Origin of the sequence: Mucilaginibacter metallidurans, from assembly GCF_003286435.2 — a bacterium.
GTDB lineage: Bacteria > Bacteroidota > Bacteroidia > Sphingobacteriales > Sphingobacteriaceae > Mucilaginibacter > Mucilaginibacter gossypii.
Genome location: NZ_CP043449.1, coordinates 2324657 through 2343176 on the forward strand (window position 1 = coordinate 2324657; position 18520 = coordinate 2343176).

At 42.9% G+C, this 18520-nt stretch carries 13 protein-coding genes; 7 read left to right on the forward strand and 6 right to left on the reverse strand.

Going from position 1 to position 18520, the window contains the following annotated elements:
* Positions 1-3 precede the first annotated feature (3 nt).
* From DIU38_RS10050 to DIU38_RS10065, 4 genes are all read left to right on the forward strand, one after another.
* Positions 4-1410 (forward strand): TolC family protein, encoded by a 1407-nt coding sequence (locus DIU38_RS10050; RefSeq protein WP_112652353.1) that lies wholly within the window; start codon positions 4-6, stop codon positions 1408-1410.
* Positions 1407-4568, forward strand: coding sequence for an efflux RND transporter permease subunit (locus DIU38_RS10055; protein WP_112652352.1), 3162 nt, complete (start codon positions 1407-1409; stop codon positions 4566-4568). Before DIU38_RS10050 ends, DIU38_RS10055 begins: the two co-directional genes overlap by 4 nt.
* Positions 4565-5653: an efflux RND transporter periplasmic adaptor subunit gene (locus tag DIU38_RS10060; RefSeq protein WP_112652351.1), complete on the forward strand. Its 1089-nt coding sequence runs from the start codon at positions 4565-4567 to the stop codon at positions 5651-5653. Before DIU38_RS10055 ends, DIU38_RS10060 begins: the two co-directional genes overlap by 4 nt.
* Positions 5654-5968: 315 nt before the next feature.
* A complete protein-coding gene (locus DIU38_RS10065; RefSeq protein ID WP_167516135.1) occupies positions 5969-6871 on the forward strand; it encodes an energy transducer TonB in 903 nt (300 codons plus the stop codon).
* Positions 6872-6899: 28 nt separating this feature from the next.
* Here the strand turns inward: DIU38_RS10065 and DIU38_RS10070 are convergent, their stop codons facing one another.
* Entirely contained in the window at positions 6900-8399 is a 1500-nt protein-coding gene (locus DIU38_RS10070; RefSeq protein ID WP_112652349.1) for a malate:quinone oxidoreductase, read from the reverse strand.
* A 301-nt stretch (positions 8400-8700) separates the two neighbouring features.
* Here DIU38_RS10070 and DIU38_RS10075 point away from each other — a divergent pair, with 301 nt between their 5' ends.
* Positions 8701-9231 carry a hypothetical protein gene (locus DIU38_RS10075; protein WP_146750434.1) on the forward strand — a complete coding sequence of 177 codons (531 nt, stop codon included), beginning with the start codon at positions 8701-8703 and terminating at the stop codon, positions 9229-9231.
* Between the two features lie 19 nt (positions 9232-9250).
* Here the strand turns inward: DIU38_RS10075 and DIU38_RS10080 are convergent, their stop codons facing one another.
* A complete protein-coding gene (locus DIU38_RS10080; RefSeq protein WP_112652347.1) occupies positions 9251-13555 on the reverse strand; it encodes a hybrid sensor histidine kinase/response regulator in 4305 nt (1434 codons plus the stop codon).
* A gap of 173 nt (positions 13556-13728) precedes the next feature.
* On the opposite strand from DIU38_RS10080, the gene DIU38_RS10085 reads away from it, so the two are divergent.
* Positions 13729-13941, forward strand: a complete 213-nt coding sequence (locus DIU38_RS10085) for a VF530 family protein (protein WP_112652346.1) — start codon at positions 13729-13731, stop codon at positions 13939-13941.
* A 125-nt stretch (positions 13942-14066) separates the two neighbouring features.
* On the opposite strand, the gene DIU38_RS10090 is transcribed toward DIU38_RS10085, so the two are convergent.
* The 4 genes from DIU38_RS10090 to DIU38_RS10105 form a co-directional block, all read right to left on the reverse strand.
* Positions 14067-15365, reverse strand: a complete 1299-nt coding sequence (locus DIU38_RS10090) for a DEAD/DEAH box helicase (RefSeq protein WP_112652345.1) — start codon at positions 15363-15365, stop codon at positions 14067-14069.
* A 408-nt stretch (positions 15366-15773) separates the two neighbouring features.
* Positions 15774-16586: a tRNA pseudouridine synthase A gene (locus DIU38_RS10095; RefSeq protein WP_112652344.1), complete on the reverse strand. Its 813-nt coding sequence runs from the start codon at positions 16584-16586 to the stop codon at positions 15774-15776.
* A 94-nt stretch (positions 16587-16680) separates the two neighbouring features.
* Entirely contained in the window at positions 16681-16905 is a 225-nt protein-coding gene (locus tag DIU38_RS10100; RefSeq protein WP_090525766.1) for a CDGSH iron-sulfur domain-containing protein, read from the reverse strand.
* 102 nt (positions 16906-17007) lie between these two features.
* Entirely contained in the window at positions 17008-17235 is a 228-nt protein-coding gene (locus DIU38_RS10105) for a hypothetical protein (RefSeq protein ID WP_146750433.1), read from the reverse strand.
* A gap of 148 nt (positions 17236-17383) precedes the next feature.
* On the opposite strand from DIU38_RS10105, the gene DIU38_RS10110 reads away from it, so the two are divergent.
* Entirely contained in the window at positions 17384-18415 is a 1032-nt protein-coding gene (locus DIU38_RS10110; protein ID WP_112652342.1) for an aldo/keto reductase, read from the forward strand.
* Positions 18416-18520 lie beyond the last annotated feature (105 nt).

Here is an 18520-nt window from a genome sequence, read left to right on the forward strand (position 1 = left end):
ATAGTGTATTCAAAAACCTATTCGAAATTTTATCAGGCTAAAACCTCAAAAATTATACTGTTGATGCTGGCCATCGGGTTATTTTGTCTGCAGCTTCATGCACAGCAATCCGGCAGCATTTATCTTGATTCCCTGCTCAGCACGGCGGCCCGTAATTATCCGCTGATTAAAGCCAAACGTTTGCAGACCCAGGGATTGCAATATGCCGTTAAATTACAGCAAAACGGCATCATTCCTTCTATAAATGCATCTTACCAGGTAGATTACGCTACTTACAACAATATTACGGGTATGATTTACCCGCAATACATTACACCTATCAGCGGCCCGCCAAGCAAATCAAATGATTATAAAGGCACGCCAGGAAGTGCCGCAGCTCTGAACCTGCAATGGGAGCCTTTTACCTTTGGGCAGCGTGGAGCAACCGTTGAATTGGCCAGGGGGAAACTCAAAAACGGGCAAGCCGACGAAACGCTTACCATTTTTCAGCATAAGATATTTGTGATTAATGCCTGGCTCAATTACCTGCTTACGGCCGACCTGGTTAAAGTTTATCAAAGTAATATCAGCAGGGATGCTTATCACCTGAAACAATCGCAGGCTGTTGTATCAAGCGGGTTAAGGCCCGGAACGGATTCATCTACTTTTCACGCCGAACTGGCTAATGCGCAGATCCAACTCATAGCTTTTGAACGCCGAAGGGATTCATGCCTGATCGTTTTAAAAGAACTTACCGGGGGTAAATTACCTGGTACCCCGGTGGCAGATTCTGCGATGTTTAAGAGCCTGCCTGTTGTTACGCTCAATGCTGATGATACTGAACATCCCGAGCTTAGCTTGCAAAAAACCAATGTATTGACCAATGAATTAACCCTGAAAACTTATAAAAGGAGCCTTTTGCCTAAACTAACCATCTGGAGCGTGGGTTATGGCCGCGGATCAGGCGTAGCCGCCGATGGGTCCGTTAATAATGGTGATGGATGGCGTTTTGAGCGGTATAATTATGGTATCGGCGCACAGCTTTCTTTTCCTATCCTGGAAGTATTTCGACAGAAACCATTATTCAAACAGCAGCAACTGAATATTGAGGCCAGCCGGGAGCAGCTTAAACAAACCGAACTGCATTTGAATACCGAGCGGGAAATAGCAGATTCTGCGTTAACAAAAGCTATACAATCTGCCCGCCTGGCCCCGGAAGCATTGAAAGCTGCGCGGTACGCCTACCAGGCTATACAATCCCGCTATCAGTCGGGGCTCATCAGTTATTATGATGTGATCCAATCCCTGCAATTGCTTTACCAATCGGAAGCCTCGGTTAAGATCGCTTATTGGGGAGCCTGGAAATCTTTATTAACTAAGGCCGCTTACCAGGGCAATATAGATATCTTTTTAAATCAATACGGAAAATGAATATCATCCAGCTTTTATATGGTTCATTAAGAAAACCGGTAACGATCATTGTCGCGGTGATCGCCATCATTTTCTTTTCCGTAATTTCTATTCGCAATATACCCGTGGATATTTTTCCAAAACTGGGCACCCCAACCATCTATGTAGCACAAACCTATGGCGGCTTGTCTGCCGAGCAATTGGAAGGTTATATCACTTCTTATTATGAATACCACTTTCTGTATGTTACCGGCATCAAATCGGTTGAAAGCAAGACAATACAAGGCGTAACCCTGCTAAAGCTGAACTTTCACGAGGGTACGGATATGGGCCAGGCCACCGGTGAAGTTGTGGCGATGGTGAACCGGGCGAGGGCATTTATGCCACCGGGTACTATATCTCCCTTTGTTACCCGTTTTGACGGCGGCAGTGTACCGGTAGGGCAACTGGTATTCAGCTCAACGCGCTCCCTTTCCGAAGTGCAGGACCTGGCCTTGTTTAAGGTGAGGCCCATGTTCTCAACCCTGCCGGGTGTTTCCGCTCCGCCGCCCTTTGGGGGTAACCAGAGAACCGTACTCATTAAAGCAGATCCTGATAAATTACGCAGCTATAACGTTACACCTCAGGACCTGGTAACCGCCATTGCCAAGGGGAATGTCATCACCCCCTCAGGCAATATTCGTGTGGGCGACCAAACGCTGATCACGCCGCAAAACACGGTTGTGGAAAATATCCAGGACCTGGCTAATATTCCTATCAAAACAGGCAGCGGCCCGACTGTTTTTGTACATGATGTGGCCGCGGTAGATAATGGGGCGGATATTACATCGGGCTATGCGCTCATTAACGGCAAACGCTCCGTGTATATTCCTGTAACCAAAAGGGCCGATGCTTCTACCTGGGATGTAGTTCAACGGGTTAAAGCGGCATTGCCGGATATGCAGGCTGCCATACCGGCGGATATAAAAGTAAGTTATGAGTTTGACCAATCGGGCTATGTCATCAATTCGATAAAGAGTTTAACTACAGAAGGGATATTAGGCGCCGTACTCACCGGCCTCATGGTACTGTTATTTCTGCGCGATTGGAGGGGATCGCTCATTGTGGTGCTTACTATTCCGCTGGCTTTGTTATCAGCGGTTATTTGTTTGAAATTATTCGGGCAATCCATCAATATCATGACTTTGGGCGGCCTGGCGCTGGCCGTTGGTATTTTGGTAGATGAAGCTACCGTTACCATAGAAAACATCCATCATCACCAGGAAAAAGGCGAGCCGAAAGGCCGGGCGATACTGGAAGCTTCTAAAGAGATAGCGTTACCCAAGTTGTTAATATTGCTATGTATCCTTGCGATATTTTTTCCGGCATTTTTTATGTCCGGTATTCCCAAAGCAATGTTTTTGCCTTTATCCTTAGCGGTAGGTTTGGCCATGATCGCTTCATTCCTGCTTTCACAATCCTTTGTCCCGGTCATGGCCAACTGGCTTTTTAAGGATCATTTGAGCGAAAACGCGAAAGAGGGTGAAAAGATGAGTAAATTTAAAGACCGGCATGTCAAATGGCTGAAAAAAGCCGCCACCGCATCTACATTGATTGTTACGGTATACCTGTTGGTATCTGTGGTTGCCGCGGTTTTATTGTTCAATGTTTTAGGAAAAGAATTATTTCCTAAAGTTGATGCAGGCCAATTCCAGGTCAGGGTTCGTTTAGCCGATGGCACCCGTCTAGAGCGTACTGAAACTAAAACCAAAGCATTGCTGGCCCTGATAGATAGTTTATCGGGCGGGGAAAAAATAGCCATTACTTCTGCCTTTATCGGCAACCAGGGTTCGTCATACCCTGTTAATGCCATCCACTTATGGACAAGCGGCCCCCAGGAAGCAGTTCTTAAAGCCAATTTCGTGGAGAATGCAGGCATAAATCTCGAAGATTTTAAGGAAACTTTGAGAAAAGAAGTGGCCCTGAAAATACCTGGTATGCAAATTTCCTTTGAGCCGTCGGACCTGGTAGACCAGGTGATGAGCCAGGGCACCAATACCCCTGTACAGATTAGGATATTGGGTAAAAATTTATTACAGGACAGGGATTTTGCGCAGCGGATCCTCGACCAACTACACAAATTGCCATACCTGCGGGATATTACCTATGGCGCACCTCAAAGTTACCCCGCCATGAAACTGGAGTTTGACCGGGTTAGGTTAGGACAATTAGGCTTAACGGTAGATGACGCAAGTAAATCACTGATCGCGGCCACGTCTTCCAGCAGGTTTACCCAGCCCAATTACTGGCTGGATAAAACTAATGCCACTGCTTACCAGGTGCAGGTTCAGGTGCCGGAGTTTATCATGAACGACCCTGGTAAGGTAGATAATATCCTGTTGGGTTCAAATGGCGGCAAACAAGTGTTTATGCGGGATGTGGCCAGTTGGAAGATGGGTAGGATAGAAGGGGAGTATGACCGTTTAAACCAAAAGCGTTTTATCACGCTTACAGCTAACCTGCATGGCAAATCGTTAGGCGCCGCTATTGGCGACATTGATAAGATTATTGCAGGCTTAGGCAAGTTGCCCGATGGTATGAAGATCCAGCAGCAAGGCCAGGCAGAAGTGTTTCAGCAAACATTTGATGAACTGCAAACAGGTGTTCTGCTGGCCATTGTTGTGATATTTCTGTTGCTGGCTGTTAATTTCCAGTCATTCAGGATTTCACTGATTGTGATCGGTATTATACCAGGCGTATTGACCGGGTGTTTTTTACTGCTGTGGCTAACGGGCAAAACCTTAAACATTCAATCTTACATGGGTTGTATTATGGCCATTGGCGTGGCGGTGGCCAATGCTATCCTGTTTATCAAACAGGCGGAAAACTATCGTAAACTAAGAACCAAAAATTCATTTCTGATCGGGATCAGGGATAGGACAAGGCCAATCCTGATGACCGGCCTTGCAATGATCGCAGGTATGGTCCCGATGGCATCGGGAATAGGTGAGGGCGGGGATCAGACCGCGCCTTTAGGCATAGCGGTAATAGGCGGTTTATTATTCGGGTTGCTCTTGAGCCTGTTGATTTTACCACTGATCTATCATGCCTTAGCCGGCGATCGCCCGGTTAAGTTAATCTCACTTGATCCCGACGATAAGGAAAGCAAATACTTTACCATTACCGAACCAAACGCATGAAAGCATTACATACATATTTAGGATTAGGCCTGTCGCTGGTACTTGGGGCTTGCGGCAGCAATGACAATAAGACACCGGTAGCTACGGTGGCGCCGGCAAAACAACCTGTAGAGCTGATTGAACTTAAAGCCGGTGAAGTGAGCAATAAACTCAGCCTCACCGGGGAAATTATACCAAACGACCGCGCCAATATCTATGCCCGTACAGCCGGTTATGTAAAAGATGTAAAAGTGGACATTGGCAGCATGGTGAGTAAAGGCCAGGTGCTTTGCATCCTGGACGCGCCGGAACTAAAAGCCGGCGAGGCGCAGAGCCGCAGTAACAGCCAGGGAGCTTATTCTAAGTTCCTGTCCAGCAAAAGCGTTTACTCGCGGTTGTTAAAAGCATCCAAAACACCCGGCGCCATATCAGATAACGAGCTGGATATTGCCCGCAACCAAATGAAAACAGACAGCTCCGCTTATGAAGCTTCTAAAGCTGCTACCCGGGCTAATCATGCATTAGAAGATTACCTGGTTATCAGGTCACCATTTAACGGAGTAGTTACCGCGCGTAATATTTTTAAAGGCGATTATGTGGATAATATCGGTAAGATCCTGCTTTTTACTGTAGAGGATAACTCGTTGTTAAGGATCCAGGTACCGGTACCGGAAGCTTATAATGCCACTAAAATAGAAGATAACCAAGCCTTGTTTACCGTTTCTGCTTTGCCGGGTGTTGTATTTAAAGCCAATCTTGCCCGAAAATCGGAAGCGATCAGCTCAGATACCCGGAGCGAAACATGGGAGTTTAGTTTCCCCAATCAAAAAAAACAGCTTAAACCCGGTATGTTTGCCCAGATCAGCTTAAACGTTGATCGCCCTGATCTTGGCTTTACGGTACCTTACAAGGCTGTTGTAACCACGCAGGAACGCAAGTTTGTAGTGAAACTCGTGGATGGCAAAGCGAAATGGGTAGATGTAAAAACAGGTTTTACAGGCAAAGAAAAAGTAGAAATTACCGGCGACTTGAAAGATGGCGATACACTGGTTAAACAAGCCAATGATGAGATGAAAGAGGGCACAACTCTTCTTGTTAAGCAATAGTTGATCAATGTATTACACAGAGGTTATAAATTAATTCCGGGGTTTCAATCGAAACATTGACAGATACACAGGCAACAATGCTATCCGGGCACAGGTGAGCTTTTCTATAGATCATTTGCCGTAATATGCAATGACGATCCGCAAGCCTTTGCCTTCGTCATATCAAAAAAAGGTTTTTAAATTTAAATTTCATTGCTAACTTAACCTGATTTTTTGATAAGATTTGTACCTGAACCCATGCGTAAAGTAGTTCCCTTATTACTAATAGCGATTGTCCTTTGTACCGAACGTGTAAGCGCACAACGCGACACTGTAATGGCTTACATGAAGAATTTTGTTGCTGCACCATGGCTGCCTTCAGCAGCTAAAATAACCAGTAGTAAAGATAGTGCCGACTTTATTCGCATGGTGAGCAGCCCCGACATCAGCACTGATAAGCTTGCTTTTCCCGTAAATGATTATTATTTAAATGGAAATCCAAAACTTCAAGGTTATTCAAATAATGGTTTTGTTGAAGCGCAGTTACAAGGCGCTTGTATCGAATACTTTCCTAACGGCAAGAGAAAATGCATTAGTAATTACGATAAGGGACGCCTTTCAGGTGACATAACCAAATACTTCCCCAATGGCCAATTTTATTTGTCTGGAGTTTATAAAAAAGACACCTTAATAATAAATAAATGTAGCGACTCAACAGGGCGGGTATTGGCAGAGGATGGTAACGGGACCTTAGTACTTTATTCTGATGGGTTTAAAAATATGATTGGCTCCGGCCCGATAAAAGGAGGCCTGAAGGACGGTATATGGAAAGGAGCTTTAAATGACACCCTGAGCTACGATGCTACTTATAAAAATGGGAACGTTATTGCGGGAACAAGTTATGCCAAAAGTGGAAATAAATACTTATTCAATAAAGAATATACTGCCCCGGACTTCGCAGGAGGGCTAAATAAATTGGGAAGCTATCTTGCAAAAAACATAAGATACCCAAGTGAAGCACTATACAAAAACATACAGGGAATTGCGTATATCACTTTTTTGGTTGACCGTAAAGGCTTTTTGAATGACATACATCCGGTGCAAGGAAATGAAATGCTGGCTGAAGAAGCGCTACGTGTAGTCCGATTATCCCCGCCCTGGCAGCCTGCTACAAGTTACGGGATTACCGTTGAAGTAATACACACAGTGCCAATTAGTTTTTCAATAGCAAGGGAATAATAAAGTATATTCCCCATTTAAATAACTACTACACCAATCCCAACACTTTGCTCGTCCTTGCCCTGGTTTCATCGCTCAAAGCCTCGTTACTGGCCAATGACACACCATATGAAGGGATCATTTGCCTGAATTTTTGCTGCCAGGCCTCTGTTTTGACATGGTTTTTAAAACAACGTTCGATAAGCTGGATCATAATAGGTACCGAAGTAGATGCGCCCGGTGAGGCGCCTAACAAGGCTGAGATACTGCCATCAGCAGAGGTAACCACCTCTGTGCCAAATTCCAGCACACCAGTATGTTTGGCGTCCTTTTTAATAACCTGTACACGCTGACCGGCTATATCCAGGTCCCAATCTTCGGCTTTAGCCGTTGGCATGTAATCCTTAAGTGCGTTAAGCCTGTCGGCAGGCGATTGCATAACCTGAGAGATGAGATACTTGGTTAAAGGCCAGTTATCGCGCCCCACAGCAAGTAAGGGAAGTATATTGTTTAACTTAATAGAACCAAAAAGATCAAGCAGAGATCCTTTTTTCAGGAAGCGGGTTGAAAAACCTGCATATGGGCCAAAAAGTAAAGCTCGTTTACCGTTAATCATCCGGGTATCCAGGTGAGGAACCGACATTGGCGGCGAACCAACCGATGCCTTACCATAAACTTTGGCTTCATGTTGTTTTACCACATCGGGGTTGTTACATACCAGCCACTGGCCGCTTACCGGGAAGCCGCCAAAGCCCTTACTTTCCGGAATTCCTGATTTTTGCAACAGGGGCAAGGCACCACCACCGGCACCAACAAAAACAAATTTAGCATTCAGTTTTCTTTTATTGCCAGTGTTTTTATCTTTTACCGTAATTTTCCAGGTACCGTCGGCATTGCGTTTAATATCCCTTACATCATGATTAAGGCTTATGTTTACGCCTCCTTTTTGTTTAAGCTCGTCTATAAGCGCACTGGTAAGGCTGCCAAAGTTTACATCGGTGCCTATATCCATAAACGTTGCCGATACTTTTTCATCAGGGTCGCGGCCTTCCATCACCAGCGGGATCCATTTCTTTATCTGAGCCTTATCCTCCGAGTATTCCATCCCTTTAAAAAAGTGATGTTTGGTAAGGGCCTGCTGACGTTTTTTTAGATATTCAACATTTTCTTCGCCCCAAACAAAGCTCATGTGCGGCACTTTACGGATAAAACTTTGCGGGTTATTTAAAAGGCCCTGTTCAATAAGATAGGCCCAAAACTCTTTACTGGTTTCAAACTGCTCGGCAATTTTAATAGCTTTTTTTATTTCAACGGTACCATCGGGAAGCTGGGGAGTGTAGTTTAATTCACAAAATGCCGAGTGACCGGTACCTGCATTGTTCATTGGTGCCGAGCTTTCGGCAGCGATAACATCCAGGCGTTCAAAAATTTCAATCGTCAGATCGGGCTGCAGCTCTTTAAGCATTACACCAAGGGTGGCGCTCATAATACCTGCGCCAATTAAAACCACATCAACTGTTAAATTTGAACCTGTACCGCTATTAGTCATTTTATTATGATATCCTGCATATGCCGCAGTGTTATTTATAACAAGGTAAACCTCGTTTTTTTAAAATTGTTATGATGGTTTAAGTCCTGCCGCTAATTAACCGGCCCGGCAAAATAAATCAGGCAATTTTAAGAAATTTTTATAGAAAAACTGTCCTTTACCTGTCCATTAAATGCAATAAAATCTATGTTTAAATTGTTTAAACTCAATTTATAGATTAATGCCGCACTTGGTATATCAAAACACTATAACACAAAACGGCTAAAATGATGTATATAAGTTAAGAGCTAATTTATAAACCATGATTCTGTTTAAACCATGTATTTGTTTTTGCGCCTTGGCGATGACCATATTTGCCTGCAAACAAAACAAACCGAAGCCCGTATCAAATGATATTTCAAAAACAACAGTTACCGTAGCCGGTAAAAAAGATAGCGTGATCAATAATCCGCGCAAAAACTATGGAGAAGCAACGGTGGGCGATCCATGCGTAAAATGTTTGCTTACAGTTATTCAGGATAGTAAAAGCTACAAAGAAAACACCAACGGTATTTCGCCGCAAAACATAAATTATACCATTAACTGGGTAAAAGCGTCGGCCCCGGCCTTAACACCAGACACGAGTAACAAAACCAACGGAATAAGAGTTGACGTAAAGAAAGATGAAGATGGTGAAGACGCGCGCTTATGCACATATATTTATAACAATACAAGCGGTACCATGTACCTGCTCAATAGCCAGAATAAATATCAGCATGAAGTGTCAAGCATAACACCCGCAATTCTTAAAAAAATCCGGCATAATTGTTACTGGGGTGTGGCATCAGAATAAGTAGCTTTGCCTTCAACAGTTAAACATACTTGCCCTTTACATTCTTCATCATTTTGTAAGCGCCCTTTAAAACATTGATCAGTGCATCGGTTTTCATGGGCTTGGCAATATAATCGTCCATGCCTTCACTTATACACATATCCCGGTCGTCGGGGCCGGCATTAGCGGTCATAGCAATGATAAAAGGCTGCTTAAAAGCATATTGACGAATATGGCGGGTCGCCTCAAAGCCATCCATCTCAGGCATTTGTACATCCATGAAAATTACATCGAAGGTTGGATCAGCCTTTAATTTATCGAGCGTTTGGTGCCCGTTATGGGCCAGTTCAAAACTATAGCCCAGCTTCTCCAACATGCGGCTAATGAGCTTTTGATTAACCGTGTTATCTTCAGCCACAAGTATGCTGAGGGGGTGATCTTTCGCAAAATTTATATCAAGCAGTTTATCCGGCTTTGCTTCAGGAGCAGGCGCTTGTTTTTTCCCCTGGAACTCAGCCTGTAAGCTTTTACCTAATTGCGATTGTTTTACAGGTTTGGTTAAAATAGTTGAAAATAAGCCCGGATATTTTTTCTTTGAACCATCGCCTATGGAACTGAGCATAATTACCGGCAATTCTCCATAATTGCTCTTGATTTCCCGGGCCAATCCTACACCATCCATCTCAGGCATTTCCATATCGGTTATAACCAGGTTAAATCCATTATTGGCAGTAAGGATGTCAAGCGCCTGCCTGCCCGAGGCCGCCGCCACCGTTTGGATTCCCCATTGTTCGAGCTGCGTTTGCAGGATAAACCGGTTTGTTTTATTATCATCAATTATAAGCACCTTTTTCCCCTCCAGCTCTTCGGCATTAAAAACAATAGGTACATGTTTGGACTGTTTGTTGCTGATAGTGGCTTTTATGGTGAATACAAAAACAGAACCCTCTCCATAAACACTTTCAGCCCATATTTCGCCTCCCATTAAGTTTACCAGGCGCTGGCTGATTACAAGACCAAGTCCGGTGCCTCCATATTTGCGCGTGGTAGATGAATCAACCTGCGAAAAAGCGTTAAACAAGGTTGTCAATTTATCCTCCGGGATTCCTATACCGGTATCCATCACGCTAAAACCAATCTCAATTTCCTTATCGCCGATATTTTTGGATAAGAATACTTTAATAAATACTTCACCGCGTTCGGTAAACTTAAGTGCATTACCAGTCAAATTAGTGAGCACCTGTTTTAATCTCAAACTATCACCAATTACCTGTTGGGGCAGGGCGGGGTCAATCTGGTAAACCAGCTCCAGTTCGCGTTTGGCTGCATTTTGCGAAAAGATGTCCATCACCTCTTCAATACACTGGCGCAGGTCAAAATCTTCCTGCTCCATTTCCATCTTTCCTGATTCGATTTTAGAGAAATCAAGGATATCATTGATCACACTTACCAAACTATCACCGCAGGAAATAATGGTATCCGTATAATCGCGCTGCTCGGCATTCAGTTCAGTTTCGCCCAGTAGCGAGGCCATGCCAATAACGCCGTTCATGGGCGTTCTGATCTCATGGCTCATGGTAGCTAAAAATATGCTTTTAGCCTGGTTGGCTTTATCAGCTTCTTCCCGGGCCTCACGTTCCTGTTCTTTTTGTAGTTGCAGCTCTTCCGACTGGGAAAGCAGTTCTTCGTTTAAAGCCTGTAACTCTTCTGACTGATTTTGGAGTTCGGCATTTAATGTCTGCAGATTTTCGGACTGTGTTTTCAACTCTTCCGATTGTTGCATTACCTCGGCGGTACGTTCGCTAACCTGCTTTTCAAGCAGTTTTTTTTGTTTCACTATAGCATTTACTTTATAGCGATAAAATGCATAAATGGCCGTAACAATCAGCACGATCAGCAAACTGATAAACCACCAGGTAAGCCAGAAAGGCGGAAGCACAGTAACATTCAGGCTTACCTGCCGGATAGACCATTTGCCATCGGCGCTGCGGCTTTTCACCCTGAATACATAATTTCCGGCCGGCAGATTGGTATACGTGGCTGTGTTTTTATTGCCTACATAATTCCAGGCTTTATCAAAGCCTTCGAGTAAATAAGCATACGTTCCCTTATTGCTTAGGGCAAAGTCCATAGATACATATTCAAACGATATAACCGATTGATCATGCGTTAAGGTTATTGATTTTGTTTCGGAAATATCCTCTTTCAGGGGCGAAGGATCATCGCTGTTTTGAGCTACGCGGATAGATTTGTTATAAATCTGAAAATCGGTAAGTACCAGTGGAGGGTTATATATATTTTCACGGATATTTTCAGGATTAAACATATTAAACCCGTTAACCCCGCCAAAGTACATGGTGCCATCATGACTTTTTACAGCCGAGTGAGGTTTAAACTCGTCGGCCTGTAAACCATCCTCAATAGTAAAATTCCTGAATTGGTTAGTTTTAGGATTGTATTTGGAAATGCCTTTATTGGTACTGATCCATAAATTACCGCTGTTATCTTCTTCAACCGCGTACGCGTAATCATTGGCAAGGCCATCCTTTGCTTTAAAGTTTGTAACCTTACCTGTAACAGGGTTTAAGCGATAGATACCGCCGTAAGTGCAGATCCAGATATTACCCAGGTGATCTTCAAAAAGGTCGAGCGCGGTGTTGTTGCCTACCGCACTGTTCAGTTTTTCGTATTGTACCGGTTTAAATGAATCAGTTGCAGCATCATACAGGTTTACGCCTCCATCATTAGTGCCCACCCAAAGGTTACCTTTTGAATCGCCAAGCAGCGAATTGATATTATCACTGCTTATGCTTTTGGGGTTGCCGGGATCATGACGGTAATGAATAAACCTGTTGGTTTTAGGGTCAAATAAATCAAGCCCTGTCCCAAGCGTGCCAAACCATAGTTTTCCATCAAGTGTTTTAGTGATGGCATAAATGTTATTCCCGCCTATACTTGTACTATCGTCCGGATTATGTTTAAATGTCCTGAACCTGCGGGTTTGCGGGTTCATCATACTTACCCCATCGCCCCAGGTGCCAATCCACAGGTTGTTTTTCGCATCTTCCTGTATAGCCAAAACATAGTTTCCGCAAACACTGGCATTGTCGTTTTTGTTGTTTTTATAAACCTTAAACTCACCCTTCTCAGGGTTGAAAAGATTGAGGCCGCCGCCATCTGTGCCTTGCCATATGTTGTTATTTTTGTCTTCGTAAATACTTAATACAAAGTTATTTGACAGACTATTTGGCTGGGCGCCGTGCTTGTAATGTATGAAGTTTTCGCTTGTTTTTTTATAAAAGTTAAGGCCTGATGCAAATGCAGCGATCCATATATTCCCGCTCTTATCTTTTAGGATCACATCTACCGAGTTATTAGCAATACTGCTGTTATCTACATCATCCTCAAAATGGTTGTTAAATTTTCCTTCGGCATAATTAAAAATACTTAAACCGCCGTTTTCCGTACCTATCCACAAGTTATGATTACTGTCTTCGACCATGCATTGCACCGTGTTGTACGAAAGGGAATTATTATCGTGCGGATCATTCTTATAATGAGTAAAAGTTTGGGTTGCCGGATTAAACAAATTAAGGCCCCCATCACTTAGCCCAACCCATAAACGATGATCGCTATCTTCCAAGATAGCATTGACCTTGTTGGCTGATATAGAAGAAGAGATGCTTTCATCATGAACAAAGCGAGTAAAATCACCGCTTTGAGGCTTATAAAGATTTAGTCCGCCGTAGGTTGTACCCACCCATACCTTATTTTGACTGTCTACATAAACTGTACGGACATTGTTATCACTTAAACCGGTTGCATCGGCTGCATTATACCGGTAATGGGTAAACTTTTTTTTAGCGATATTAAACTGATCAAGACCTTCTTTTTGATTCGAGACCCACAGGTTGCCGCTTTTATCGAGCGCTATCTTAACTAAAAGATCGCTCGCAATTGAATTGGTATTGTTTCGATTATGGCGATAATGGATAAAACGATCAAGTTTTCGGTCGTACATGTTTAACCCTCCACCGCTGGTCGAGATCCACAGGTTTCCGTTTTTGTCCTCAATTACATCCTGAACAAAGCTGTTGCTGATACTGTTAGTATCGTTAACGATGTTTTTAAAAACTTTGAATTTGTTACCGTCATAACGGTTAAGACCGTCGCGCGTGCCCACCCATATAAAGCCGCGGCTATCCTGCATAATGCAATTGATGTTTAACTCAGAAAGCCCTTCACGGCTGCCGATATGCTGAAAATGAATGGGGCGGTTTTGTGAGAACGCGCATAACGAAATAGCTTGCAACAATAAAACAAGATAACACTTATAGCTATTCATTAAAATATTTTTGGGCAAATTGAAGAAGTGGTTTAACCGTGCATGATTGGCTGCATTAAATTTAATAAAATTTACCGTTTATTAAATATCAGCTAATATCATTTACTATTTAAACGAGATGGTAACAAATTTTGTTATACCATTTTAACAAAACAAACATTTACTTTTGCCATATGCAGCAACAGCCCAATAACCCATTACATGGCAAAACACTTGAGATGATCCTTAATGAACTGGTAGCTCACTTTGGCTGGAAAGAACTTGGCATACGGATCAGGATCAACTGTTTTAACGATGATCCAAGTATAAAATCAAGCCTCAAGTTTTTGAGAAAAACCGATTGGGCAAGGAAAAAGGTAGAAGAGTTGTATTTGGAGATAGTGTGAAACTTATAAAAAGAAAGTCATGTTAACTTGTTTTAACACCTCACTCGCTAAGCAACCATGCTGAGCAAATTGGCTATCTGGCTTATGGGGTGCCGAAACAAGTTTTGAATGACATTGGGATATAACTACCCGTGTTTTTTCTTTTTATTCATTTTAGCCTTGGTCCCGGCACTTAAATTATAAGTTTTAGCATTTGATGCTTTTTTTTCGTGGAAAGCTTCACCAACACCTGCGGGTTTAACATCTTCCTTAGCATCCGCTTTTTTAGGCTTCGACTCGGTTACTATCACCAGGTCATCCGGCAGCTCGGCTACTGGGATTTTATTCCCTATCATCTGCTCAATCTTTTTCACCTGGCTTAACTCAATATCAGTAGCAAATGTCATTGCCAGCGTTTCTTCCTTATCGTCAGGATTAGGATTTGCCACACGGCTAATAAACAGTTCATTATCTGTAGGCAAATCAAAATGGATCAGGAAGGGGATACCGCTCAGGTTAAGGTTTTCGTCATTTTCGTTAGTCACGATCAGAACCCTTGCACCTGCTTCGGCTTTAAATTCTTCAATGGTCTTGAACCCTTTTGAGTCGAAAAACTTGGGGTTTAAATATGCCACACCTGTACGTAAACGACTTTTAAGGCTTTGGAAAAGCTTTTCGGCAGTTGTTTGGGTGTTTACAAATACAATGGTTTTAGTAAACAGTTCTTCATCGTACATGAATAAATTGAGCAGGTTTAGCTTGGTGCCAAAGTTTGGTACGTTATATAAAAGCTGCTCATGGGTTTCAATAGCCATTTCGCCCAGTTCATCAACCTCAATTGTAGCCGGTTGCCTCATGAACGGATCAAGCATTTTTTCGAGTTTGGCGTGCATCACCTCGGTAAACACCAAGTGCTGGCCCTTGTCAATACTGTTAGCCAATTCAACAACCGGTAATTGCAAACCTTTTTTTATGATCTGGTCGGCATCATCTATCACCAGCAAATCAACTTTATTTAAATTTAAGGCCAGTTTAAGATAGATGGCCCTTGCCCTGTCAGGAGTGGCTACAACAATGTCGGCACCTTCGGCAAGCTCATCCATCTGGCTTTCGAAACCGGGCGTAACGTACAGGCCAACTATGCGGATAGATTTATTTTTATTAAGCCTGTCAAACTGTTCTATAACAGCAACCACCTGTTCTTTTTCGGGTACAAGCACCAATACACGCGGAACACCTTCGGGGGCATAGTTAAAGCGGTTTAATACGCCTAATACATAAGTGGTGGTTTTCCCGCTGCCTTCGGGGCCAATGGCGATAATATCCTGCCCGCCAATTATGCGGTTGATTGTTTTAAGCTGAAGCTCTTTAGGGTTTGCAAAACCGGCTTCATTTACCGAACGCAATAATTGTTTGTTTAGCTTCAATTTATCAGACCACGCCATCAGGATACTTATTAAAATTTAAAATGAGGGTGCAAAAGTACCAAATTAACGCGTCATATTTTTAAAAATCAGCAGATAAGGCAGGGGAACTGCATCTAAATATTTAGCGGCAACGACTTGTTATAAGATTACTAACAAAATAAGGTTATGATGTTGGCGAGCCATCGGTATTAATTGATATTTGTTTTATAGCTTGATCGCGGTTAATGTTCCTGAACTCATCTGTACCTGCTTTTGCCGATAACCAGCACAAACATTCGGACATGTTTAAGAGCTCAAGAATATCAGTTTAGTGTAACCCTTGATTTTATTTAAATATCTGAATATAAGATATTTAAAAATTTAATTTTTAAAAAGTGTTAACCCTGTTAACCCCCATTTGTGTACGTTTGCCATGGCAGATAAATGTTATAGGGGGTACCAGTCTGTACTGTTGAGCAGTGAAAATGCCGACCGCGGTTCAAGATCAAGGTAACGATATGTTACTTTTGAAAGATACAAGCCCTGGGGGTGTGCCGGAATAATGATTTTGGGTGTTTGTTTGTTGGCAATATAAAACTCAAATTCATCTGTGCTCATCTGCCCTTTGCCAATTTCAAGCAGGCGACCAACAGTGATCCTGATCATCTTATATAAAAAACGATTGGCGGTAATGTTAAATCTGAGCTTGCTTCCATTGCCGTCGATATAAAGTCCTGCAGATTTTACGTGGCAAATAGTGTGCTCAATCCTGTCGGGCGTTTTGCACAAGGCGCGGAAGTCGGTGTAATGAGGCAGGATGGAAACAGCCTTTTTCATTGCATCCAAGTCGAGATCCTGATCCGGATAAAGTGAACTGAAGTTACTAAGAAAGGGGTCTTTATAATTATGGATGAAATAATCATAGGTACGGATCACGCCATCAAAACGGGCATGCGGATCTCCCTGCATCGGGATAATATCAAATACAGCAATATCATCCGGCAGCAGTTTGTTAAGGCGAAATAGCAGGTCGAAATCTAAATTATCAGGAATATCTGCGTGAAAAAAATACTGACTTGCATGCACCTTAGCATCTGTACGGCCACAACCGTTAATGGCAACAGGTTGTTTCAGGATTTTGGAGAGGACCGTTTCAATCACCTCCTGCACTGTAATTGCTTTAGAAAGTTTTTGCCAGCCCGAATATCTTGCGCCGTGATAACCTATATGAAAAAAGTGCCGCCTTGTTGATTTAAGCATAGTTTTCAAAAATGCAGATTATTTTAAAAATCGTGTACAAAACAAAAGCCCAATGTAATTAAACACCGGGCTGTATGTATATTAAAACAATTGTTTACACTTTTTTGGGCGGAAGATCAAATGCGATAGCATTATGTTCAAAATGACCTTTGTGCGAACCGTCGCAAAATGGTTTGTTTGCCGATAAGCCGCAACGGCAAATAGAAACTACAGTACGACCCTGTAAACCGTAAGCGTTGCCCTGCATATCAACAATTTCAAAATCGCCTTCTATTTTAACCGAACCGTTGTTATTAATGGTAAGTTTAGTTTTCTCCATGTGTTAAATTTTGGCCAAAGTTAAAACTTGACAAGCCGCCAAAATTGTTTATTTGTTATTTAGAAGTGTTCCTGATTGGAAGAAACAGAGGAGAGCGGATAATTAGTTGAATGACTGGTTAAACGCTACAAGCACCTGCAAAAACGCATCCCTGTCGAGTGCAAAGGAGGAAGGCTGTTCGGGTTTTAACGGTCTTCCATTTTTTATTTTTAGCGGGAATAAGGCAATAAAATCGCGAATGCTGATCTCATACCTTAGCATAGGATCGCGGCGATGGATTTCTTCCAGCCTCATCTCAAAAAGGGAAACGCTTAGCGGGTCTACAATCATTACCCAAAACTAATATTTGTTTACCGCTATGCAATGAAACACCGGCCATAAATGACAAACTTATGATTTGCAAAAATCCCTGCCAGCAACCATTCCGCATAAATTTGTAATACAGGCTACCGCCTGCTACATCATAAAACATTAAACTATGGAATACAGACAATTAGGCGCATCCGGTTTAAGGGTGCCGGTATTAAGTTTCGGCACGGCCACATTTGGCGGTGGTAATGAGTTTTTTAAAGCATGGGGCAATACCCAGGTCGACGAGGCAAAGAAGCTAATAAATATTTGCCTTGACACCGGTGTTAATTTATTTGATACCGCAAACGTTTATTCGCATGGCATTTCTGAAGAAATATTAGGTAAGGCCCTGGAAGGCATCCGTAATGAAGTGCTGATTTCAACCAAAGCCACGTTTACTATGGGGCAGGGCGTTAATGATTATGGTTCGTCTCGCTATCACCTGATCAAATCGGCCGAAGACAGTCTTCGTCGTTTAAATACCGATAGAATAGATATTTATCATATGCACGGCTTTGATGCCAATACCCCGGTTGAAGAAACACTAAGGGCTTTGGACGACCTGGTTACCAGCGGTAAAGTGCGTTATATAGCCTGCTCCAATTTTTCGGGCTGGCATTTAATGAAATCACTGTCGATGTCTGAAAGATATGGATGGAGTCGTTATATAGCCCATCAGGCATATTATTCGTTGCTTAACCGCGAGTTTGAATGGGAGCTGATGCCATTAGGTATCGATCAAAAAATAAGCACTATTGTTTGGAGCCCGCTATCATCCGGCCAGCTGAGCGGAAAATTCAGGAGGGGAGAGCCAATCCCCCAAAACTCAAGGACCGTGCAGGGCGGCGCCCATGGCCCGGCTACAAATTTTGATCATTTATACAATATCGTTGACGTGCTTGACGAAGTTGCTGAAGAAACCGGTAAATCTGTGGCACAGGTAGCATTGAACTGGTTACTGCAAAGGCCTACTATTGCCAACCTGGTAATTGGCGCACGTAACGAAGAGCAACTTAAGCAAAACCTTGGCGCAATAGGATGGAATTTGACAGTTGAGCAGGTAAAAAAATTGGATGCCGCCAGCGAGGTAGACCCAATATATCCATACTGGCACCAGCGCCAGAATTTAAAGCTGGTGCCGTTGCCGATACAATATTAAAAATCACTAACAGGAAAGCTTACGTAAAACTACGTAAGCTTTCCTGTTAAATCCCGTAACAGTACGCTGTTATAGTTGTAATGATTGCTTTAGCTTTGCTTTTGA